Source organism: Kitasatospora sp. SC0581 (genome assembly GCF_048159585.1).
In the GTDB taxonomy this organism is placed as follows: Bacteria; Actinomycetota; Actinomycetes; order Streptomycetales; family Streptomycetaceae; genus Kitasatospora.
This window is the reverse complement of sequence record NZ_JBLRWA010000019.1, coordinates 62,097-84,933: the sequence shown is the minus strand read 5'-3', so window position 1 is coordinate 84,933 and position 22,837 is coordinate 62,097. Positions and strand designations below refer to the sequence as shown.

General features: G+C 72.6%; 18 protein-coding genes. 2 read left to right on the top strand and 16 right to left on the bottom strand.

What is annotated here, in order from left to right; translation table 11 throughout:
- Positions 1–348 precede the first annotated feature (348 nt).
- The gene (locus ACLWS4_RS25375; RefSeq protein ID WP_416875315.1) at positions 349–1,068 is read left to right on the top strand and encodes a hypothetical protein; all 720 of its coding nucleotides are present in this window, start codon (positions 349–351) and stop codon (positions 1,066–1,068) included.
- A gap of 146 nt (positions 1,069–1,214) precedes the next feature.
- Here ACLWS4_RS25375 and ACLWS4_RS25370 read toward each other — a convergent pair whose 3' ends face one another.
- The 3 genes from ACLWS4_RS25370 to ACLWS4_RS25360 form a co-directional block, all read right to left on the bottom strand.
- Complete coding sequence (locus ACLWS4_RS25370; protein ID WP_416875294.1) at positions 1,215–1,868, bottom strand: hypothetical protein; 654 nt, start codon at positions 1,866–1,868, stop codon at positions 1,215–1,217.
- 101 nt (positions 1,869–1,969) lie between these two features.
- Positions 1,970–2,668 (bottom strand): ribonuclease HII, encoded by a 699-nt coding sequence (locus ACLWS4_RS25365; RefSeq protein ID WP_049653099.1) that lies wholly within the window; start codon positions 2,666–2,668, stop codon positions 1,970–1,972.
- Positions 2,669–2,797: 129 nt separating this feature from the next.
- Positions 2,798–3,469 carry a TetR/AcrR family transcriptional regulator gene (locus ACLWS4_RS25360; protein WP_416875293.1) on the bottom strand — a complete coding sequence of 224 codons (672 nt, stop codon included), beginning with the start codon at positions 3,467–3,469 and terminating at the stop codon, positions 2,798–2,800.
- 344 nt (positions 3,470–3,813) lie between these two features.
- On the opposite strand from ACLWS4_RS25360, the gene ACLWS4_RS25355 reads away from it, so the two are divergent.
- Positions 3,814–5,361 carry an MFS transporter gene (locus tag ACLWS4_RS25355; protein ID WP_049653101.1) on the top strand — a complete coding sequence of 516 codons (1,548 nt, stop codon included), beginning with the start codon at positions 3,814–3,816 and terminating at the stop codon, positions 5,359–5,361.
- Positions 5,362–5,515: 154 nt separating this feature from the next.
- Here ACLWS4_RS25355 and ACLWS4_RS25350 read toward each other — a convergent pair whose 3' ends face one another.
- The 13 genes from ACLWS4_RS25350 to ACLWS4_RS25290 form a co-directional block, all read right to left on the bottom strand.
- The gene (locus tag ACLWS4_RS25350; RefSeq protein ID WP_416875292.1) at positions 5,516–7,039 is read right to left on the bottom strand and encodes a DUF4153 domain-containing protein; all 1,524 of its coding nucleotides are present in this window, start codon (positions 7,037–7,039) and stop codon (positions 5,516–5,518) included.
- A 610-nt stretch (positions 7,040–7,649) separates the two neighbouring features.
- The gene (locus ACLWS4_RS25345) at positions 7,650–8,642 is read right to left on the bottom strand and encodes a carbohydrate ABC transporter permease (protein WP_416875291.1); all 993 of its coding nucleotides are present in this window, start codon (positions 8,640–8,642) and stop codon (positions 7,650–7,652) included.
- Positions 8,639–9,691, bottom strand: coding sequence for a carbohydrate ABC transporter permease (locus ACLWS4_RS25340; RefSeq protein WP_079272796.1), 1,053 nt, complete (start codon positions 9,689–9,691; stop codon positions 8,639–8,641). The genes ACLWS4_RS25345 and ACLWS4_RS25340 overlap by 4 nt, the downstream gene beginning before the upstream one ends.
- A 261-nt stretch (positions 9,692–9,952) precedes the next feature.
- Positions 9,953–11,341, bottom strand: coding sequence for an ABC transporter substrate-binding protein (locus tag ACLWS4_RS25335; RefSeq protein ID WP_388050136.1), 1,389 nt, complete (start codon positions 11,339–11,341; stop codon positions 9,953–9,955).
- A 347-nt stretch (positions 11,342–11,688) separates the two neighbouring features.
- A complete protein-coding gene (locus ACLWS4_RS25330) occupies positions 11,689–12,903 on the bottom strand; it encodes a cytochrome P450 family protein (RefSeq protein WP_388050133.1) in 1,215 nt (404 codons plus the stop codon).
- A gap of 147 nt (positions 12,904–13,050) precedes the next feature.
- Entirely contained in the window at positions 13,051–14,295 is a 1,245-nt protein-coding gene (locus ACLWS4_RS25325) for a cytochrome P450 (protein ID WP_380741622.1), read from the bottom strand.
- Positions 14,292–15,092, bottom strand: coding sequence for a GTP-binding protein (locus tag ACLWS4_RS25320; RefSeq protein ID WP_416875290.1), 801 nt, complete (start codon positions 15,090–15,092; stop codon positions 14,292–14,294). The genes ACLWS4_RS25325 and ACLWS4_RS25320 overlap by 4 nt, the downstream gene beginning before the upstream one ends.
- Positions 15,073–15,441 (bottom strand): DUF742 domain-containing protein, encoded by a 369-nt coding sequence (locus ACLWS4_RS25315; RefSeq protein ID WP_049653110.1) that lies wholly within the window; start codon positions 15,439–15,441, stop codon positions 15,073–15,075. The genes ACLWS4_RS25320 and ACLWS4_RS25315 overlap by 20 nt, the downstream gene beginning before the upstream one ends.
- Before the next feature lie 82 nt (positions 15,442–15,523).
- A complete protein-coding gene (locus tag ACLWS4_RS25310) occupies positions 15,524–15,958 on the bottom strand; it encodes a roadblock/LC7 domain-containing protein (RefSeq protein ID WP_049653112.1) in 435 nt (144 codons plus the stop codon).
- Positions 15,958–17,814 (bottom strand): ATP-binding protein, encoded by a 1,857-nt coding sequence (locus ACLWS4_RS25305; protein ID WP_416875289.1) that lies wholly within the window; start codon positions 17,812–17,814, stop codon positions 15,958–15,960. Before ACLWS4_RS25305 ends, ACLWS4_RS25310 begins: the two co-directional genes overlap by 1 nt.
- A 303-nt stretch (positions 17,815–18,117) precedes the next feature.
- The gene (locus tag ACLWS4_RS25300) at positions 18,118–18,882 is read right to left on the bottom strand and encodes an SDR family oxidoreductase (protein WP_416875314.1); all 765 of its coding nucleotides are present in this window, start codon (positions 18,880–18,882) and stop codon (positions 18,118–18,120) included.
- 38 nt (positions 18,883–18,920) lie between these two features.
- Positions 18,921–19,808 carry a hypothetical protein gene (locus tag ACLWS4_RS25295; protein ID WP_416875288.1) on the bottom strand — a complete coding sequence of 296 codons (888 nt, stop codon included), beginning with the start codon at positions 19,806–19,808 and terminating at the stop codon, positions 18,921–18,923.
- Between the two features lie 108 nt (positions 19,809–19,916).
- Complete coding sequence (locus ACLWS4_RS25290) at positions 19,917–22,823, bottom strand: vitamin B12-dependent ribonucleotide reductase (protein ID WP_416875287.1); 2,907 nt, start codon at positions 22,821–22,823, stop codon at positions 19,917–19,919.
- Positions 22,824–22,837 lie beyond the last annotated feature (14 nt).

Here is a 22,837-nt window from a genome sequence, read left to right as displayed (position 1 = left end):
CCGGCGAAGGAGCCCTCCCGTTCACTCGAATGGCCCAACAGAAAGGATCAAGCGAAGCGATTTCGATCACACCGGTCGAACGGCCCGAGAAAGGAGTGGTCACCGTGCCGACGACGGCTCACCCTGCCCTCCGGGCGTTGTGGATCAAGGCCCGGAGGCACCTCCACGGCGGTCGGGCGACTGTGGAACATATCCGGCAGACCATGGGCTATCGGATGGCGTTCATCATTTCATCGTTGCCGCTCCGCCCCCGATGCCCCGAGAATTGGGGGGTACCCGAAATCCGGTCCGCTGGACCCGCCCTTCGGCGTACCCAGGCACCCGCCTGCCCACGGGCCAGGAAGGAGGATCGTGATCAACGGTATCGGCCGAGGTCAGAATCCCTTCTCCGGGAGCACGGAACCCAGACGGGTGCTGGACCTGGAGACCTGGACCGCCTCGGGGATCCCGTTGCTGCGCGACCCGCGCGAGTTCGTCGTGGAACTGCACCAGCGCCACCTGCCCCAGCCGGGCACCGTCGTGGTCGCCGTCCTGGACGCGCTCCACCACCTCGCCGCCTCGGCCTCGTTCACCCCCTGGCCGCACGACACCGACGGATGGCAGCACCGCAACGCGCTGCTGGCGAACCTGCGCCGGATCATCCCGCACGACCTGCGACTGCCCGAGCCGACCCGGACGGCCCTACTGCTGCGCTGCCGCGACGGCGCACCCGGCTGGACGGCGCAGGACGGCGCCTGGATGTGGGCGCTGCGGGACGCGTCCGCACTGCACGGACTGCGCTGCGGGGCGTACATCGGACTCACCCCGGCGGGCTGGCAGGTCCTCGGGGACGGTCGGGGCGGGCGCAAGCCGCACTCGGGCTCCTGGGCCGAGGGGCCGGTGCACACCGTGACGGAACTACCGCCGCGTTCGGCCCTGGAGGCCCCGCGCGGCCAGCGGACCCGCCTGCTGGCGGCCGACCAGGCCAAGCGCGGCGAGGACACGGCGCGCTCCCCGCAGTCCGAACCCCCGTGGGCCGCGACGCGGGCCGCGGCGGCCGAACCGACCCGCCGTACCGGCACGCGCTGAGTCCGCGGCAGCCCTCGGCCGTCGGGCCGTCAACACCGGCCTTCGACAACGGCCGTCGGCACCGGCCGTCAGCCACCGGGGGCCGCGGGACGGACCTCGGGCCCGGCACCGTACGGCGGCGCCGGGCCCGAAGTGGACGGCTGTGGTCAGGCCTTGCCCGGGCGGCCCGGCGTGGTTCCGGCCGCGCCCTTCGCGGCCGGGCCGGCGTCGCCGCAGACCACCAGCAGCGCGGTCGCGTGGTCGAGCGCCCTGGCGTACGCCTCGGCGGCCCGGGCGGACGGTCCGCCGTTGACCACCAGGACGACCGCCTCGCGACGGACCGGACGGGTCAGCGCGGCGTCCGCGTAGAACACGTCCCCGCCCTCGGCGAGCTGCGCCCAGTAGCGCTCCTCACCGAAGGACAGCTCGTGCTGCTGCCAGGGGTGCGCTTCGCCGACCGTCAGCACCAGGATGTCGCCCGGGTTGCGGCCGGACTCCAGCAGCAGGTCGACCGCGTCGTCAGCGCGCTCCACCGCCTGTGCCGGGGTGGCGGCGATCCGCTGGACCTCCACCCGCGGTTCGGCGGGGGCCGGGCGGCGCGGTGCCGGCCCGGGCTTGGGGACCAGTTGCGGCGGGCCCGGACGGGCGGCGCGCGGCGGGGCCGGGCGCGGGGGCGCCGGACGGGGTCCGGGCACCGGAGCCGGGGCGACGACGGTGGTGGGTGCGGTGGCGGGGGCTTGTGCGTCCGACTCGCGGAGGAAGGGAACGCCGGGGCCCGGGAGGCTCTCGTGAATCTCCGGCTCCTCGGGGAAGACAGGCATACCCGGATATCTATCAAATGCCGGTCGGACGCGCACGGGCACCCCACCCCTTGGGCGCCGGCCTCCTGCCGCCCCCTCCCGGGGCAATTCCAGACGGACCGTCAGAAACCGAGCGTCAACTGTTCGTCGGCGGACCCCTGGCCGTCGCCCGCACCCTCCCGAACGCGCTTGAGATGGCGCCACTTCGGCAGTCCGTCCATGTACGCCCAGGAGAGCCGGTGGTGCTCGGTGGGGCCGAACTCCTCCAGCGCGGCACGGTGCACCGGGGACGGGTAGCCGGCGTTGTCGGCGAAGCCGTAGTCCGGGCATCCCTCGCCCAGTTCGGCCATCAGGCCGTCGCGGTGGACCTTGGCGAGCACCGAGGCGGCGGAGACGCAGATGCAGGACTGGTCGCCCTTGATCACCGTGCGCACCCGCCAGGGTCCGCCGAGGTAGTCGTGCTTGCCGTCCAGGATCACCGCGTCGGGTTCGACCGGCAGCGCCTCCAGCGCGCGGACGGCGGCCAGCCGCAGCGCCGCCGTCATGCCGAGCTCGTCGCACTCCTGCGGGGTGGCCTGCCCGAGCGCGTACGCGGTGACCCAGTCGGCGAGGACGGGTGCGAGCGCGCGACGGCGCAGCTCGGTGAGCAGCTTGGAGTCGGTCAGCCCTTCCGGCGCCTTGCGCAGACCGGTGACGGCCGCGCCCACGGTGACCGGCCCGGCCCAGGCGCCGCGCCCGACCTCGTCGAGACCGACGACGATCTTGGCGCCGGCCCGGCGGAGCGAGCGTTCGACGGAGTGCGTCGGGGGGACGATGGGCATGGCGTAATCCGTTCAGCGGGGGCAGCCTCCAGCCTAAGCCCGCTCACAACCGCCGAATCCGCCTCCCGGGAGGGAGGGGTCCGGGGGAGGCACCGGGTCCGGCAGTGCCCGGGCCCGGCACCGACCGCCTCAGGCCCGGATCATCGGCTCCAGCACCTCGTCCACCAGCCGACCGGCGAACCCCGGCCCCATGTTCTCCAGCCCGCGGATCTTGACCTGGTAGAGCAGCACCGCCGGAATGACGTCGGCCACCAGCGGGGTGGCCGCACCGGGCCGGACGTCGCCGCGCTCGGCACCGCGACGCAGGATCTCCAGGATGGTCCGCGCGGTCGGCTCGATGACCCGGTCGGTGATGAAGGCCTTGAAGACCTCGGCCCGCTCCTGGTCGATCTCGCCCATCAGCGCATTGAGCGCGGAGCCCGTCCGGGAGGCCATCGCCTGCGTGAACCCCTCGATGAGCCGGTGGAGTTCGTCACGCGCGGACCCGAGGTCGGGGGTGTCGTAAGGGCGTGGAAGAGTGGCGTCCAGGGCGTCGATGACGAGTTCGTCCTTGGACGCCCAGCGCCGGTAGAGCGCGGCCTTCCCGGTCCGCGCCGCGCCGGCGACCCCTTCCATGGTGAGCCGCGCGTATCCGCCGGAGGTGAGCTGGTCGAGGGCGGCCTCGAAGATTGCGTTCTCCAGTTCCTTCCCCCGGCGCCGCGCCGGCCGCGTCAGCGCCTGGCGGGCGGCCCGCACCGGACAGAAGCCCGGTTCGCCACCCGGCCCCGAGCCCGACCCGGCGCCCGACCCCCCTGGCGCCACCCCGACACCCTCCTCCCCCGGTCGAACGGCCCCGGACCGGACAGCCCCGGACCGCACGGCCTCAGGCCGAAGGACCTCGGGCCGAACAGCCGCCTCTCCGGGCGCCGGCCCCGCCGAACCACCCGGCGACCGACCGGACCGGTCCGCCACCAGGCGTCGCACCAACCGCTCCATCGCCACCACCCTTAAGGAACGCTTGCGTTCACAATCACGGCCAGGATATCGTCCCGCTTAGTGAACGATCCCGTTCCTTCTCGGCCTGCGCAAGGGCGCAATGCCATGCCCGGACCGGCGACTCCGCCGGCCCCGCACCACCGAGCACATAGCCAGCAGGGGGCACATTCGTGGCTATCTCCGACACGCTCAGCAAGAACCCACCACCGCGGACGAACCAGGGGCGGGGCAAGGGCATCACCCTGACCGTCATCGCCGCCACCCAGCTCATGGTGGTCCTCGACGCGACCATCGTGAACATCGCACTGCCGCACATCAGGGACGCCCTGGGCTTCTCGACCACCGACCTGTCGTGGGTCATCAACGCCTACACCCTGACCTTCGGCGGGCTGCTGCTGCTCGGCGGTCGCGCGGGTGACATCCTCGGCCGCCGAAGGGTGTTCATCTTCGGCACCCTGCTGTTCGGCCTGGCCTCACTGCTCGGTGGTTTCGCGCAGGACAGCAGCCTGCTGCTGGCCGCCCGCGCGCTCCAGGGCATCGGCGGCGCGATCTGTTCCCCGACCGCCTTCGCCCTGATCGCCACCAACTTCGACGAGGGACCGGAACGCAACCGCGCGTTCGGCGTGTTCTCGGCGGTGGCGGGTTCCGGCGCCGCGATCGGCCTGCTGGCCGGCGGTCTGCTCACCGAGTACCTGAACTGGCGCTGGGTGTTCTTCGTCAACGTGCCGATCGCCATCCTGATCGCGATCGCCGCGCCGCGCCACATCGCCGAGTCCGAGCGCCACCCGGGCCGCTTCGACCTCCCCGGTGCCCTCACCTCGACGCTCGGCCTGGTCGGCCTGGTCTACGGGTTCATCCGGGCCGCCTCGGACGGCTGGTCGGACGGCATCACGCTCGGCTCCTTCGCGGCCGGCGCGATCCTGCTCGCCGCCTTCCTCGTGGTCGAGAGCCGCACCGACCAGCCGATCACCCCGATGCACCTGTTCGCCAACCGCAACCGCACCGGCGGCCTGGTGATGATGCTCTGCCTGGCGGCGGCCATGTTCGGCATCTTCTTCTACGTCGTGCTGTTCGTGCAGGGTCCGCTCGGCTACAGCCCGCTGAAGGCCGGTGTCTCCTTCCTCCCGATCAGCGTCGCGATCATCATCGCCGCGCAGATCGCCTCCAACCTCCAGGCCAAGTACGGCCCGAAGCCCTTCATGGCGGGCGGCGCACTGCTGGTCACCGTCGGCCTCACCTGGCTGACCCAGATGAGCAAGGACAGCGGCTACCTGGACGGGGTCCTCGGCCCCACGGTGGTGTTCGGCTTCGGCATGGGCCTGATCTTCGTCCCGGTGATGCTGCTCGCGGTCGCGGGCGTCCCGGGCGAGGAGACCGGCGCCGCCTCCGGCCTGCTCAACTCGATGCAGCAGATCGGCGGTTCGCTCGGCCTGTCGATCCTGACCACGGTCTTCGCGCACTACGCCACGGCCGAGGCCGCCGTGCAGCTGCCGAAGTTCATGGAGAGCGCGAAGCCTGAGCAGCTGGCCTACCTCCAGCAGCACCACGAGTTCCCGCAGGGCACCGACGCCGCGAACACCGTGCTCACCCAGGGCATTTCGCACGGCTTCATCGTGGGCGCCGCGCTCGCGGCGGTCGCCCTGCTCGTCGCGGTCTTCGTGATCAAGGCCAAGGCCAGCGACCTGCCGAGCGGCTCCTCCGCCGTCGCGATGCACTGACACCGTCACCGTCACCGTGTGCCGACGCCGCCACCGCGCGCCGACGCCGTAGGTGACGGACCGGCGCCGCACGACGCCAAGGGCCGGCCGGGAGCAGCACGCTCCCGGCCGGCCCTACCGCTGTCCGCGGCCCCCGTCTCCACCCTCGGGCGGTCTACCAGGCCTCGTACGCCAGCCCCGCCTGATCGCAGGCCGTACGGCCGACCGTCGTCGAGTCGACCCGCGGCCGCTCCGCCAGGATCTCCCGGGCCCGGGTGGCCGCGAGGTTGGTGGCGTACCAGGGCTTCGACTCCGCCCCCAGGCCCTGCCCGATCAGCTGCAGCGCACAGCTCCGCTGCGGCTCGGGGAGCCGGTCCAGGGCGGGTACCGCGTCCGCCGAGAGCCCGCGGACGTTGCGCAGATCGATGGCCGCGGTGCGCGGGTCGTCCCGCAGCGCCTGCTCGTACCGGGTGACGTTCTGCTCGGCGACGATCGCGTCCGGGCCCATCAGGCCGTAGACCGCGACGGTGAGCATCCCGCTGAGGACGACGACGCGCGGCAGCCAACCGGCACGGCGGGTCAGCCCGGCGGCGATCAGCAGCAGGAAGACGGCGCCCAGCCAGACCTCGACCACCAGTACCCAGAGCCGCAGCCGGGTGAGCCCGGAGGCGTCCACGTAGAACCACATCCGGCCGAGCGCCGAGGCCACCACGGCCAGCGCCAGCAAGCAGAGCAGCCCGAGCAGGATCTGCGCCACCCGGCGGTCGGCCACGGTGGTGCGCGGCGCCCAACGGTTGGCGACCGCCACCACGACCAGCGTCAGCACGGTGATCACGCTCAGCTGCCAGAAGCCCTGCCGGGCGTACTCGGAGCGGCTCATCCCCGTGTTGCTCAGCACGGCGTCCGCGCCGCCGAGCACCACCACGGCCTGGATCACCGCGAAGACACCGAACATCAGGTTCAGCGCGATCAGCGGAAGCGCCCACTCCAGCCGCCGCCGCTCCCGACCCGGCCGGATCACCGTACGGTCCCAGCGGCGCGGGCCGGCGGCCATGTGCGCGAAGCCCAGCACGGTCACCGTTCCGAGCACGAACAACGCACCACGCCCCGGGAGCTGGTCGAGGTCGAGATCCGGGCTGAGGCCGCCCAGCAGATCCGCCATGGCGGCGTCGGCGCTGGCGAACAGCAGGCCGAAGACGGTCAGCAGGGCGGCGGCGGCCCCGAGCGCCTTGAGCACCGGGACGATCCGGTCGCGGCCGGGCAGCGGCCGCCGGTCCATGCTCTCCCAGACCCAGACCACCGAGGACACCAGCTGCCACACGATGCCGGGCAGCGGGAACAGCACACCCGGCCAGCGACGGCCGCCGTGCAGCGCCAGCGAGGCCAGCGCCAGCGCACCGACCACGGCCGGCACCGCGGGCCAGCCGGCGTCCCACCGGGCCGGGACGGCGAGCAGGGCGAGGGCGAGCAGGCTCCACACCGCCGTCCAGGGCCGGATCCGGCGCCCGGCCGTCCGGGCGGCGATCCCCGCCCCGACGGCGGTGGCGGCGCCGAGCAGCAGCAGGTTGGGCCCCAGGCCGTCGTAGAGCAGCCAGGCCGCCAGCAGGCCGGTGAGCAGGGCCGCCAGGAGGACCTTGGGGGTGGCCCCCGCCCGGCGCTCGGGGGCACTGGGGGCCAGCCACGCGGGGGGCGAGGGCACGGCCACGCCGGGTGCCCGGCCCGGGCCCGGCCTGCTCTGCGGGTGGGTGCCCGCCGGGCGGTACGGACCGTACGGGTCGAACGCGTCGTACGGGTTGGACGACTCGGTCGGCCCCGGCGCGACTGGATCGGGCGACCTGGTCGGGTCGGGTGACCCAGTCGATCCCGGCGTGACCGGATCGGGTGACCCAGTCAGGTCGGGTGACCCAGTCAGGTCAGGAGACTCGGTCAGCCCCGGCGCGACTGGATCGGGCGACCCGGTCAGGTCGGGCGACTCAGTCAAGTCGGACGACCCAGTCGCCCCCGGCGCGATCAAGTCGGGTGACCCAGTCAAGTCAGGTGACCCAGTCGGATCGAGCGACTCAGTCGACCCCGGCAAGGTCGAGTCGGCCGACTCTGTCGGACCGGGCGAATCGGACGGGGCAGGCGTGGACGGGCCTGACATGAGTCCCCCTCAGTGGTCGGCAGGCATGCGGACGCCACCCGTCGGGCGGTCCGCGGACCGGCGCGCTCAACGCCCGGCCGCTGCCGACTGTAGACCATTCTGAACAAGTTCAAAAATCAGTTTCGAACGTGTTCAGAATGCCCTCACCACCACAGGACTCCCCTGGCTACCCCTTCACCGATCCGGCCAGCAGCCCCCGGACGAAGTAGCGCTGGAGGCTGAAGAAGACGATCAGCGGAACGATGATCGACAGGAACGCCCCCGCCGTGAGCAGCTCCCAGCGCCCGCCGAGGGAGCCGGACAGCTGCGCCAGCCGCACCGTCATCGGCGCCACCTCCGGTGTGCCGCCCGCGAAGGTCAGCGCCACCAGCAGGTCGTTCCAGACCCACAGGAACTGGAAGATCGCGAACGAGGCCAGCGCCGGGGTGCACAGCGGCAGCACGATCGAGCGGAAGATCTTGAAGTGCGAGGCGCCGTCCACCACCGCAGCCTCCATCAGGTCGCGCGGCAGCTGGGCGATGAAGTTGTGCAACAGGAACACCGCCAGCGGCAGCGCGAACATGGTGTGCGCCAGCCAGACCGGCGCGTAGCTGCCCTTCAAATCCACCGCCGGGATCAGCGTCAGCGAGCCCAGGTGCGCACCGCCGGCGAACAGCCGCAGCAGCGGGATGAGCGCCATCTGGAGCGGCACCACCTGGAGCGCGAACACCGTGAAGAAGACCGCGTCGCTCCCCCGGAACCGCACCCAGGCCAGCGCATACGCCGCCATCGCCGCCAGCGCCAGCGGGAAGACCGTCGCCGGGACGCTGATCGCCAGCGAGTTGACCAGGAAGGGCATCAGGCCGGTGGAGGCGCCGGACCCGCCCTCGAACAGCACCGAGTGGTAGTTGCCGAGGCCGAGGTCCGGATGGAGGAAGGCGTTCCACCACCCGCTGGCCGTCACGTCCTGCTTGGGGCGCAGAGAAGTCACCAGCAGGCCCAGCGTCGGGATCGTCCAGAGGACCGTCATCGCGATCACGAACACCGAGGCCAGCGGACTGCTGAAGGCCTTCCGCACCGGCTGCACCGTCTTCACCGACCGCGCCGACCGCGCCGACCGCGCCGACTTCACCGACCGCACCGACTTCGCCGGCCGCTCCCGGCCGCCCGTCCCGGTCACCGGACCTCACGCTCCTTCCGCAGCTGCACGATGTTGTAGGCCACCAGCGGCAGCACCGCGAGGAAGAGGAGCACCGCGAGGGCACTGCCCCGGCCGGAGTTGAACTGCACGAAGGACTGCGAGTACATCTCGTTGGCCAGCACCTGGGTGCCGAAGTTGCCGCCGGTCATGGTGCGGACGATGTCGAAGGCCTTCAGGGTGATGATCATGACGGTGGTCAGTACGACCATCACCGTGGTGCGGATCATCGGCACGGTGACGTACCAGAACAGCCGCACCCCGCTCGCGCCGTCCAGCCGGGCCGCCTCCACCACCTCGTCCGGGATCGCCTTGATCGCCGCCGACAGCACCACCATCGCGAAGCCGGTCTGCACCCAGACCATCACCGCCATCAGCAGGAAGGTGTTCAGCGGCTGCGAGAGCAGCCAGTTCGGCGGATCGTCCCAGCCCACGGCGACGGCGAGTTGGCTGAGCAGGCCGATCTGCGGCTGGCCCGGCCCGCGCGACTCGTAGACGAACTTGAAGATGATCGACGCGCCGACCAGCGAGATCGCCATCGGCATGAAGATCAGCGACTTGTACACCGACTGGCCGCGCATCCGGTCGACCAGCAGCGCCAGCACCAGCCCCAGCCCAGTCGCCACGAGCGGCGCGACCACCAGCCAGAGCAGCGTGTTGACCAGCACCTTCTGCACCGAGTCGGAGGTGAGGGCCCAGCCGAAGTTCTCACCGCCGACGAACCGGGTGCCGTCGTCGTTCTGGAGGCTGAGGTAGACCGTGCGGACCAGCGGCACGACCAGGCCGACGGCCAGCAGCAGCACCGCCGGGCCGAGGAACACCGCGACCGCCAGCGGTCGGGCCAGGCGGCCCCGGGCCCGACCGGCGGCCAGGAAGACCACCAGCAGGATGCCCAGGAAGCCCGCGACGGCGCCGAAGGTGTTGCCGAACTTGACCGCCGCGTCGTTCCAGGAGCCGGCCGCCAGGTTCTCGGCGACCAGCCTCCCGGCCGCCGATTCGGCGACGGGTGACGGGAATCCGGTTACGGACATGGCTGCGCTTCCCTTCGGGTGTGGTGGGAAGGGGGGGGGGGGGGGGGGGGGGGGGGGGGGGCCCCCCCCCCGCCCTCGACAGGTGGTCCTCGGTGTGCCCGACCCCCGGGAACCGGCTCCTCGGTGTCGGCCCCGGAGGGAGGCCAGCGCCGGGCCCAGGACCGAAACCGGGGCCAGGGCCAACTCCGACTCCAACTCCAACTCCGGCTCCGAGAGCAGCCCCGGAACCAGCCCCGGAACCGAGCAGGACGGACGGCCCGGCTACTGCGGCCAGGCGGCGTCGATGTCGGCGGCGGTCTTCTGGATCGACTGCCCCTCGGCGAACCAGGCGGTCAGCGACTTCCACTCCTGCCCGGCGCCCACGGCGGCCGGCATCAGGTCGGAGCCGTCGAAGCGGAAGGTCGCCGACGGGTCCGTCAGCGCCTCCGCCGACAGCTTGTCGATCGGGTCGGTGTAGAGGCTCTTGTCCACGCCCTGGTTGGCCGAGACCCAGCCGCTCGCGGTCTTCACCCGGCTGCTCGCCCAGTCCGAGCTGGACAGGTAGTTCTGCACCGCCTGCACCTCGGGCCGCCCGGAGAAGGCCGCCAGGAACTCGCCGCCGCCCTCGACCGGGTTGGCGACCGACGGGTTCACCGCGGGCAGGTGGAAGGCGAAGACGTCCCCGTCCGGGCCGACCTTGGTGCCCTTGGGCCACTGCGCCTCGTAGAAGGAGGCCTGCTGGAGCATCAGGCACTTGCCGCTCAGGATCGGCGTGCCCGCGTCCTGGAAGGTGGTGGTGGCGATCGACTTCACGTCACCGAAGCCCGCGTTGACCCAGGCCGGGTTCTGCATCCAGTCGGCGACCGTCTTCATCGCGGTGGTGATCTTCTGGTCGGAGAACTTCACCTGGTGGCCGACCCACTGGTCGTACACCTCGCCGCCGTACGAGCCGAGCACCACCTCCTCCAGCCAGTCGGTGGCCGGCCAGCCGGTGGCCGTCCCGGAGGCGATGCCGCCGCACCACGGCTTGGCGCCGCCGGCCTTGGCGATCCGGTCGCTGAGCGCCATCAGGTCGGTCCAGGTCTTGGGCACGTCGTAGCCGGCCGCCGTGAAGGCCTTCGGCGAGTACCAGACCAGGGACTTCATGTTGGCGCTCATCGGGGCCGCGTAGTAGGTGCCGTTGACCGAGCCGTACGTCTTCCAGATCGGGCTCCACTTGTCCTGGTTGGCAACGGTCTGGGCGGGCGGCTTCACCACCTTGCCGCTCTTCACCATCTGCGCCAGCAGGCCCGGTTGCGGGATGATCGCGAAGTCCGGGGCGTTGCCGCCGGAGACCCGGACCGGCAGCTGGGACTCGAAGTCGTTCGAGCCCTCGTAGCTGATCCTGATCCCGGTGCACTTGCTGAACTCGGCCCAGGACTTCTCCAGGTTGTCCGACTCCGGGCTCAGGATCGAGGCGAACATCGTCACGGTGGTGCCCGAGTGTCCGGCGTACGGCTGGTACTTGGCGCAGTCGCCGGACAGCGAGGCGGCCGATCCGCCTCCGCCGCCACCCGAACCGCCGGAGCTGTTGGAGCAGGCCGCGGTCAGCGCCAGTGCCGCCACCAGGGCGGGCACGGCGGCCAGACGGCGGCGGGAACTCGGTTGCGGCGCGGTCGGGTTGAGGGTCAATGCGGTTCTCCTCGCCAGGGCATGCTGCCGACGGTGGGCTGAACGACATTGCGCTGTACCGGAGATGGGCCTACACGGGGATCGCGGACAGGTTCACGGGAACGGAATCGCGGAACGGATTCGCGGAGCGGGATCACGAGCGGGATCACGAGCGGACGGCGGCCGGACTGATCGAAGACGTTAACGCAGCCGCCGCCCCCCGCCAAGGTCCCCGTTCGACCTTCACAAGCCGGTGTCCCGACCGTGACCCGCGACCGGAAGCCGAAGGCCCCGACCGGACGTTCAGCCGGACGTCCAATCGGACATCCACCGTAAATCCAGCCGGGGCCTTGCGATATGACCGAACGTCAGAAGAGCCGCACCGGCAGCTCCAGCAGGCTGTTGACCACCAGCGAGGGGCTCGGCCGCAGGTCCGCGTCCGGCACCGCGAGCGACAGCCCCGGGAAGCGCTCGAACAGCGCGGGCAGCGCGACCCCCGCCTCCAGCCGGGCCAGCGGGGAGCCCGGGCAGACGTGCGGGCCGTGGCCGAAGGACAGGTGGCGGGACGGGTCCCGGGTGATGTCGAAGACCTCGGCGGTCACCCCGTGCTGGAGCGGGTCGCGGCCGATCGCGTTGTACGAGACCAGCACCGGTTCGCCGGCCGGGATCACCACCTCGCCGACCGGTATGGGCTCGGCGGCGAACCGGAACAGGAAGTTGCTGGTCGGCGGTGTCCAGCGGAGCGACTCCTCCACCACCGCGTCCCAGGACACCTGTCCCGAACGCACCAGTTCCAGCTGGTCCGGGTGGGCCAGCAGGGCCCGCACCGCGTTGCCGATCAGGTTCACCGTCGTCTCGTGGCCGGCCGCGATGATCACCCGCAGGGTGGCCGCCGCCTCCGCGTCGCTCAGCGCCCCGCCTTCCGTGTCGGCCGCCAGCAGCACGCTCGCCAGGTCCTCGCCGGGAGCCGAACGGCGCTGCGCCACCAGGCCGTTGACGAAGGCGTTCAGCCCGGCGACGGTCGCCTGGATGCCCTCCGGGTTCGGCTTGATGCCGAAGAACCGCTCGTACAGGTCGCGCAGCAGGCCGTGGTCCGACTCCGCTACGCCCAGCAGCGAGCAGATCACCGTCATCGGCAGCGGGAAGGCGAAGGCCGTCTTGAGGTCCACCAGCGGCTCGCCCGCCGCCAGGGCGTCCAGCAGCGCGTGGGTGATCTCCTCGACGCGCGGACGCATCAGCTCCACCCGGCGCGGGGTGAAGGCCTGCGCGACCAGCGCCCGAAGCCGGCGGTGCTCGGCCCCGTCGGTGGTCACCATGCTCGGGCCGGGCACCGCCAGGCCGATCAGCGGCCAGGTCTTCGGGACCTCGCCGCGCTGGTAGGCCGCCCAGTGCGCGGCGTCCTTCACGAGCCGGGCGTCCGTGAGCAGGTCACGTGCGGCGGCGTGCCGCGTCACGGCCCAGGCGGCGACCCCGCCGGGCAGTTCGACCGGCACCACCGGGCCGGCGGCCCGCAGCAGGGCGCCCTCGGCCGCGTTGTCGCGGGCCAGCGGGTCGAGGGCGATTCGGGCCGGGGCAGCGGTCATCGACGTCTCTCTTTCGAAGCTCTGGAGAAGCTCTCTCGAAGCCTTTCGAAGCCATTCGAAGCCGTTCGAGAACAGCCGAAGCCTTTCGGAGGTTTCGAGGGCGTTCGAGGGGTTTCGCGGCTCTTTCGAACGGCGGGTGCGGATGGATCAGGCCGGATGGCCGGGGGTGAACGAGACCGGCAGCGCCACCAGCCCGCGCACCCAGGCCGACGGCCGCCACACCAGCGCGTGCTCGGCCACCGCCAGCCGCAGGTCCGGCAGCCGGTCGAGCAGCACCTCGATCGCGGTGGTGGCGATCACCTCGGCCGCCTCCTGGGCCGGGAACGGGCAGCCGTGCTCGCCGTACGAGTAGCTCAGGTGCGCCCGGTTGCCCTCCGCCGGGCGGCCGTCCGGCTGCCGGACCGCCGGGTCGGCGTTGGCCCCGGCGATGCCGAGCAGGACCATGTCCCCCTCGCCGATCCGCTGGCCGCCCACCTGGGTGTCGCGGACCGCCCAGCGTCCGGCGAAGATCTGGGTCGGGGTGTCCTCCCAGAGCGCCTCGTTCAGCGCCTGGCTGATGCTGCGCCGGCCGCCGGCCAGCGAGGCCGCGAACCGCTCGTCGGTGAGCATCAGCCGCAGCGTGTTGGAGATCCAGTACGAGCTCGGCTGGTGGCCGGCGATCAGCAGCACCCGCAGGTCGCGCATCACCTCGTCGTGGGTCAGCCCGGCCGGGTGCGCCAGCATCCGCGAGGCGACGTCGGCGCCCGGGTGCTCGGCCTTCTCCTCGACCAGCGCGAGCATCAGCTCCAGCAGCCGTTGGGCGCCGGCCGGCGCGTCCGGGCCGCCGTCCAGCATGGCCAGCAGCGCCGCGATCAGCTGCGGCGCCTGCTCCTCGTCCAGGCCGAGCACCCGGCACAGCACCAGCAGCGGCATCCGGTGCGCGTACTCGGCGACCAGGTCGGCCTCGCCGCGCCCGGCGAACTCGTCGATCAGGCCGTCGGCGATCTCCTCCGCGTGCTTGCGCAGCTCGTACGGGTCGATCCCGGCCAGCGCGTCGGTGACCGCGCGCGAACGCCGGACGTGCTCCTCGCCCTCGGCGTAGAGGATCGAGGGGACGGGCGCCATCATCGGCTTCAGCGGCCAGTCGGCGGGCAGCGTCGCCCAGGCGTGCCAGCGGCTGGAGTCGCGGCCGAACAGCTGCGGCCGGCCGGTCACCTGCTGCAGCTCGCGGTAGCCGATGACCAGCCAGGCGGGCACGCCGCCGGCCAGCTCGACCGGGGCGACCGGGCCGTGCGCGGCGCGCAGCTCGCGGTAGAGCTGGGACGGGTCGGTCTGGAAGCGCGGCCCGTACAGCGGCGTGGCGCCGGCGTGCGCCGGGCAGCCCGGGGGCGGGGTGGCGGCGGGCTCGGTCACGGGGTGCTCTCCTCGTAGATCGCGGTGCGGGGCCCTGCCGGGGCTGGCCGCGCGGCGGGGGCCGTCTCGTCCTCCCCGGCGGCAGCGGCCGGGACGCCTCCGTCGGCCCCGGCCAGGACGGCCTCGTCGGCCCCGGCCAGGGCGGCCAGGTGGTGGACCAGGGCGATCAGCACCCGCTTGCCGGACTCGCGGTCGCGCGCGTCGCAGTCCACCAGCGGCACCTCGGCCGGCAGGTCCAGCGCCTCGCGGACCTGCTCCAGGGTGTGGCCCGGCTCGCCGAAGTTGTTGCGGGCCACGATGAACGGCGTGCCGTGGTGCTCCAGCCGGTCGATGGCGTACCAGGAGTCCTCCAGGCGCCGGGTGTCCACCAGGACGACCGCGCCCAGGGCGCCGCTGAACAGACGGTCCCAGAGGAACCAGAAACGTTCCTGCCCGGGCGCGCCGAACAAGTACAGCACCTGGCGCTCGGAAAGGGTGATCCGGCCGAAGTCGAAGGCGACCGTGGTGGAGCGCTTGCCCCAGGCGCCGGCCGGGTCGATGCCCTCGCCCGCCTTGGTCATCACCTCTTCGGTGTTCAGCGGGCGGATCTCGCTGACCGAGCCGACCAGGGTGGTCTTGCCCACGCCGAAGCCGCCGACCACGACGATCTTCAGCGCGTTGTCGGCCGTCGCCCGCAGCGGGGTGCGCGCACCGGCGGGCCGGACGTCAGCGGCAGCCTGAACGGCGCCGGCGGGCCGGGCCTCCACAGCGGTCCGGACGCCGCCGACGGGCGAGACGTCAGAGCTGTTGAAGGCCATGCAGCACCTGCTTCAGCGTGTCGAGGTCGGGCAGCCGGGCCTTGTTCGGCGCGAACCGGGGGTGGCGGGCGGTGACCGCCCCGGACTCCAGCAGGTCGCCGAGCAGGATCTTCACCACCGAGACGGGCAGCGCCAGTTCCGCCGCGACCTCCACCACGGCGGTCGGGGCCTCGCACATCCGCAGGATCCGGGCGTGCTCCGACTGCATCCCGGGCGCCGGCTGCCGCTCGGCGACGATCAGGGTCACCAGGTCGAAGGCGTTCTCCGGGGAACGGCTGCGGCCCCGGGTGATGGTGTAGAGGCGGTCCGGGTCGTCGTCGCGCCCAGGCAGCACCGGCCCCGGACTCATACGCCCACCTCGCTCCGCGCGGCGGGGGCGTCGACCCCCGCGACCCCCGCGACTCCTTCGACCGTCCGCTCGCTCCGCGCGCTCATATGACCGCGCTCTCTTGCGCGGCCTCGCCTTCCGCCGCCCGGGCGGGCGCGCTGAGGTGGACCCCGATCTGCTCGATCAGGCCGTGCATGTTGTGGCCGACCACGCCGACGTCCGCGTCGTCGTCCGTGACCACCGCCAGGTGCGCGCCCTCGCCGGCCGCCACGATGCACAGGATGCCGCCGTGGAACTCGGTCATCGACTGCCGCACACCGCCGCTGCCGTCGCCGAACTCGATCGAGGCGCCGTGCGCCAGGCTCTGCAGACCGGAGGCGATGGCGGCCAGCTGGTCGGCCTGGTCGGTGCTCAGTCCGGCGGTGTGGCAGAGCTTGAGGCCGTCGGCGGAGAGCACCAGGGCGTGCCGGGTGCCGGGGGTCGCCGCCAGCAGGTTCTCCAACAGCCAGTCGAGGTCACGGTCGGTGGCACTGCTCATCAGGTGTCCTTCTCGGTGACGGGGGAAGCGTCGGGCGTGGTGTCGGGGGCTGTGGTCGGCACCCCGGAAGGGTCGGTGGCCGGCGGCCCGGCAGAGTCGGTGGTCGGAGCCCCGGCAGGGTCCGTGACCGGCGTCCCTGCGGGGCCCTCGGTCGGAGCCCCGGCGGCGGGCTGCCCGGCCGCCGCCGGACGGGCGGCGGCCCGGCGGAACGCGCCGAACCGGCCGGCCGCACCTGCCGCGTCGGTGCCGGCGGGCTTCGCCGCCCGGTCCGTCGCGGGGGCGGCGGTGGCCAGCGTCTGTCCGCGGCGGCGCTGCGGCAGGCCGCTGTCGGTCGTCCGGACGGGCGCGGCCGGCAGCGCGGGCGCGGTGGCGGTCCGCGTCCCGGCCGCGGCCTGCGTCCCGACGCGGGTCCGCTGCGCGGAGGGAGCCGGAGGCAGGGAGGCCGGGGCGGGGCGCGCCGAGGTGAGCGCGGGGCGCGCGGTCTCCGCGGGCGACGCCTGTACCGGTACGGACACCTGGACGGGCGCCGGGGCCGCGGCCGGTGCCGGGTGGGTGACCAGCTGATGCGGGATCAGCATCACCACGCCGGTACCGCCGCGTGCCGAGGGCCGGAAGGAGATCTGCAGCCCGTGCTTGCGCGCCAGCACGCCGACCACCGCCAGCCCCAGGCGGGTACCCGCGGAGAGCGTGGTGAGGTCCAGCGGTTCGGCGGAGACGGCCCGTTCGGCCCGGCGCAGCCAACTGTCGCTCAGGCCCAGCCCGCTGTCCTCGACGGTGACCGCCAGCCCGGCGGGCACCTCCTCGACGTAGACGTGCACCTCGGCCGGCGGGGCGGAGAAGTTGGTGGCGTTGTCCAGCAGTTCGGCCAGCGCGTGCATCACGCCCTCGGCCGCGTACCCGGCGACCGCGGCGGTGCTGGCGTTGTGCAGCCGCACCCGCTGGTAGGCGCCGATCCGGCCGAGCGCGCCGCGCAGCACCGACTCCACCGCGATCGGCTTGGCCCAACGGCGGCCCGAGCGGGCGCCGGTGAGCACGGCGATGCTGTCGGCCATCCGGCCCGCCTGGGCGGTCGAGTGGTCCAGGCTCAGCAGGTCGCCGAGGACCTCCTCGTCGTGCCGGTGCTGCATCTCGCGCAGCTCGGCATGCATGCTCGTGGCCAGCGCCTGGACCCGCCCGGCAGCGGTCGCGCACACCGCGAGCGCGGCGGCCCGCAGCCGCTCGCCGCGGCCGATCTCCTCGCCGACGGCACGCAGCAGCGGGTACTGGGGGTGCTTGCGGTGGACGGCCAGCGCACTGTCCACCGCCGCGCCGGCCCGCAGCTTCGCCACCACCTCGGGCAGCACGCCCTCGGTGATCCGGGCCAGCTCGGCGCGCTCGGCCTCGACCCGGGTCCGCTCCGCCTCCGCCCCGGCCCGCTCGGCGTCGAGTTCGGCCCGCAGCCGGGCCAGCTCGGCGTGCGCGGTGGTGACGTCGGCCTCGGCCCGGGCCTGCCCGGCGCGGGCGGCGTCCCGCTCGGCGAACGCGGCGGCGGCGCGGTCGACGGCGGCCGTCTCGGCCTGCCGGGCCGTGCCCGCGGCGACCAGCGCCGCCCGGGTCTCCTCGTGCTGCGCGGCCAGGTCCTCGGCCAACCCGCGGGAGCGCTCGACCCCAGCCGCCGCGAGGCCGACGGCGATCAGCCAGAGCACCGTGACGGCGCCCACCGCGAGGGCGGTGAGCGGCTGGTGCGCGCCGAGCGCCCTGGCCACGCCGACCGGCGCGGCGACCAGCGCCAGCAGCACGGCGGCCGCGGTCAGGGCGACGGTGCGCGGCGCGGGCCGTCGGCGCGATCGGCCGTCGGGGCTGGTGGCTTCTCTCATCGGTGCGGTCCTCGGCAACGTCGGCGGGCGGCGGCGCGGGCGGCGGGTCGGCGACGGTTGCGGCCGCCGACAGCTGGTCGGGCGCATACCAGTCCGCCCGGCGACGTAGCGAAACGTCTCCGGGCGTCTGATCGGTTCACGCTTTCGGCCGATCATATCGATTCAGACATAGGCCTCAAGCGGCCAGTTGACGGCCAATCTCCTACCTTCACGCCGCCCACACCACACAACGACGCCCCGACGCCCACCCGAGCACCACGCCTCACACCGTGGGCGCCCGTCCTGTGCCGGCGGCCGCCGACCTCAGCGGCCGCCGAACCGTCGCTCCAGTGCCTCCTCGAAGGTCCCCCGGCCCACCGCCCGATCCGGCGTCAGATTGCCGCCCGCCCGCAGTCCGCGGCCGGTCGCTCCCGGGAGGGGCAGCGGCAGCAGCAACCGGCGCCTGCCCGCCGCCCGCAGGTAGGCCTCGGCCAGCTCCCGGTACGAACGCACCTGCGGGCCGCCGACCTCCGGGGCGAAGCCGGCGGGCTCCTCCCCCGCCAGGCCCGCGACCGCCGCGGCCACCTCCCGTACGTCCACCGGCTGGCACGCCACCCCGCTCAGCACCGGGAAGACCGGCAGCTTCACGGAGGCGTCGAAGACCTTCAGCACCAGGTCGTGGAACTGCGTCGCCCGCAGCACCGTCCAGCCCAGCCCCGACTCCCGCACCACCCGCTCGCAGGCGAGCTTCGTCGCGTAGTACCCGAACGGCACCCGGTCGATCCCGACGATCGACACGTACACCAGGTGCCGCACCCCGGCCTCCCGGGCCCGGGCCACCAGCGTCCGGAACCCGGCCACGTCCGCCTTCTTCTGCGTGGTCGCGCAGTCCACCACCACGTCGACCCCGGCCATCGCCTCCGCCACCCCGGCCCCGCCGACCAGGTCCCCGACCACCCACTCGACCCCGTCGCCCCCGTCCCGCACCCGCCGGCTCAGCCCCCGCACCGCCACCCCGCGCGCCACCAGCAGCCGCACCACCTCCCGCCCCAACGTCCCCGTCGCCCCGGTCACCAGCACCGTTCCCATCACCGCGCCACTCCTTCCCTGAGGAAACCCGTCACCCCCTACAGACCGGACACCGCCCCCGAACGTGACATCGGCACGCCGGACGCGCTCCGGGACGTCCGGCCCCGCCTGACCGCAGTCCGGATCCGGTGGCAGTTCGCACACACGGCCTCGCACTTGGCGATCTCCGCCGCGACCTCCGACCACGGCTTCCGCTCGGCGATCAGCTGCGACACGTTCGCCGACTTGGCGCCGCGCACGTGGTCCCAGTCGAGGCCCCGGGCCCATCCCCGCCAACCGCAGTCGGCGCAGCCCCGCGCCAGCTTCAACCGGTCGTTCCGCGCCTGGGCCTCCACCATCCGGGCCCAGGACGGAGGCAGCCGTTCCGTCGAACGCCCGCGCTGCCGCATCGTCCGCGCTCGATGGCAGCGGGCGCACCGGACCTCGCACTTGGCGAGCTCGGCCAGCAGCCGGTCCTTGGCGACGCACAGCTGCACGAGGCGGGATATCGTTCCCGCCTTCTGCGTCGGGTCCAGGTGGTCAGGGTCCAGGGCCCGTACATCGGCGTACCCGCAGTCGACGCAGCCGCCGCTCTTCCACTCCGCCACCACGGCCTGAAGCCTGGCCCGCGACCGGCGCAGATCGTGCCCGGCACCGAGCTTCGCGCGCCGAGCGCGCTGCCGCTCCAGTGCGGCGGCCCGGACCTCCGGCCGTTCCCACTTCTTCCGCCGGGCCCGGTTCGCGGCCTCGCGGGCCTCCGGCCTCGCCGCCCTCGCCCGGACGGCCTGCTTGCACTCGCTCTGCAGACCGCTCGGCCTGCTCGCGTTCCTCGGGAAATCGGCGGCCGGGTGGTGGTCCCGGCACGCCGGGCACCAGATCGGGGTCTCCGGTGTGATCTCCGCCGCCGGTGGCCGTCGTGGTGCCCGCTTCTCTGCTCCTGTCGCCATGCGCGCAGCAAAGCAACCCCGACCGACAGAAAAGGCGGGGCGAGGACGTGAAGTCCTCGCCCCGCCTCAGGTTTTCACCTCATCGGGTGAAACCGGGGTCGGGCGCGGTCAGCTGCAGCCGCTGGTGGAGCCGCAACCCTCGCAGAGGTAGCAGCTGCCGGCGCGGCGCATCTTGGTGCCGCAGGAGAAGCAGAGCGGGGCGTCGGCGTTGAGGCCGAGCTGGATCTCCATCAGCTCCGTGGAGTTGTGGGCCTGCTTCGGGGTCGCCTTGGGTGCCTCAACGACGGGGGCTGGGGCCGGGGCCGGGACGGCGGCCGGCTTGGCGGCGACGGGGGCGGACTGGGCGAGCGACTCGGTGTCGAGCTCCTCGGCCTCCAGCGGCTCGTACGAGCCCGTCTCCAGGTGGCGCTGGCGCTCCTCGACGGAGTGGATGCCGAGCGCCGAGCGGGTCTCGAACGGCAGGAAGTCGAGCGCCAGGCGGCGGAAGATGTAGTCGACGATCGACTGCGCCATCCGCACGTCCGGGTCGTCGGTCAGGCCGGCCGGCTCGAAGCGCATGTTGGTGAACTTCGAGACGTAGGTCTCCAGCGGCACGCCGTACTGGAGGCCGACCGAGACGGCGATGGAGAAGGCGTCCATCATGCCCGCGAGGGTCGAGCCCTGCTTGGACATCTTCAGGAAGACCTCGCCCAGGCCGTCGTCCGGGTAGGAGTTGGCGGTCATGTAGCCCTCGGCGCCACCGACCGTGAAGGAGGTGGTGATGCCCGGACGGCCCTTGGGCAGGCGCTTGCGGACCGGGCGGTACTCGACGACCTTCTCGACCACGGCGGCCGGGGTGACCGGGGCGGCCGCCTCGGTCTTCTCCTCGGAGTCCTTCTTCTTGGCCGAGAGCGGCTGGCCGACCTTCGAGTTTTCGCGGTAGATGGCGAGCGCCTTGACGCCCATCTTCCACGCCTCGAAGTAGATCTCCTCGACGTCCTCGACGGTCGCGGCGGCCGGCATGTTCACGGTCTTGGAGATGGCGCCGGAGATCCAGGGCTGGATCGCGGCCATCATCCGCACGTGCCCCATCGGCGAGATGGAGCGCTCGCCCATCGCGCAGTCGAACACCTCGTAGTGCTCCGGCTTCAGGCCCGGGGCGTCCACCACGTTGCCGTGCTCGGCGATGTGGGCGACGACCGCCTCGGTCTGCTCGTCCTGGTAGCCGAGGCGCTTGAGGGCGCGCGGGACGGTGCCGTTGACGATCTGCATCGAGCCGCCGCCGACCAGCTTCTTGAACTTGACCAGGGCCAGGTCGGGCTCGACGCCGGTGGTGTCGCAGTCCATCATCAGGCCGATGGTGCCGGTCGGGGCGAGCACCGAGGCCTGGGCGTTGCGGAAGCCGTTCTGCGCGCCGAGGCGGAGCACGTCCTGCCAGGACTTGTTGGCGGCCAGCCAGACCGGGGCGTCCAGGTCGTCGTGGGAGACGGCGTCCAGCGAGGCGTCGGCGTGCTGCTTCATGACCTGCTGGTGCGGGGCCGCGTTGCGGGCGTAGCCGTCGTACGGGCCGACCACGCCGGCGAGTTCGGCGCCGCGGCGGTAGGCGGTGCCGGTCATCAGCGAGGTGATGGCGCCGGCCAGGGCGCGGCCGCCCTCGCTGTCGTAGGCGTGGCCGGTGGCCATCAGCAGGGCGCCGAGGTTGGCGTAGCCGATGCCGAGCTGGCGGTAGGCGCGGGTGGTCTCGCCGATCTTCTCGGTGGGGAAGTCCGCGAAGCAGATGGAGATGTCCATCGCGGTGATGACCAGCTCGACGACCTTGGCGAAGGTCGCCGCGTCGAAGGAGTCGTCGTCGCGCAGGAACTTCATCAGGTTCAGCGAGGCGAGGTTGCAGCTGGAGTTGTCCAGGTGCATGTACTCGGAGCAGGGGTTGGACGCGTTGATGCGGCCGGACTCCGGGCAGGTGTGCCAGTGGTTGATCGTGGTGTCGTACTGGATGCCGGGGTCGGCGCAGGCCCAGGCGGCCTCGGCCATCTTGCGGAACAGCTTCTTCGCGTCGACGGTCTCGATGACCTCGCCGGTCATCCGGGCGCGCAGGCCGAATTCGGTGCCGTTCTCGACGGCGGTCATGAATTCGTCGTTGACGCGGACCGAGTTGTTGGCGTTCTGGTACTGGACGGAGGTGATGTCGTCCCCGCCGAGGTCCATGTCGAAGCCCGCGTCGCGCAGGGCGCGGATCTTCTCCTCCTCCTTCACCTTGGTCTCGATGAAGGCCTCGACGTCCGGGTGGTCCACGTCGAGCACGACCATCTTGGCCGCGCGGCGGGTGGCGCCACCGGACTTGATGGTGCCGGCCGAGGCGTCGGCGCCGCGCATGAAGGAGACCGGGCCGGAGGCGTTGCCGCCGGAGGAGAGCAGTTCCTTGGAGGAGCGGATCCGGGAGAGGTTCAGGCCGGCGCCGGAGCCGCCCTTGAAGATCATGCCCTCTTCCTTGTACCAGTCGAGGATCGAGTCCATGGAGTCGTCGACGGACAGGATGAAGCAGGCGCTGACCTGCTGGGGCTGCTTGGTGCCGACGTTGAACCAGACCGGCGAGTTGAAGCTGAACACCTGGTGGAGGAGGGCGTGGGTCAGCTCGTGCTCGAAGATCTCGGCGTCGTCCTTGGAGGCGAAGTAGCCGTGCTTCTCGCCGGCGGCGCGGTAGGTGAGCACCACGCGGTCGATGATCTGCTTGAGGCTCCACTCGCGCTGGGGGGTGCCGACGGCGCCGCGGAAGTACTTGGACGTGACGATGTTGACGGCGTTGACCGACCAGAAGTCGGGGAACTCGACGCCGCGCTGCTCGAAGTTGATCGAGCCGTCACGCCAGTTGGTCATGACGACGTCCCGCCGCTCCCAGCGGACCTCGTCGTACGGGTGCACGCCAGGAGTGGTGTAGATGCGCTCCATCCGGAGACCGCCCTTCGGGGCCTTGGCGCCCTTGGCCGCGGCCTTCTCGGACTTCGACCCGCGTGCGGAACCGCTCGTGGTGTCTGTCACTTCTCGCTCCTCCT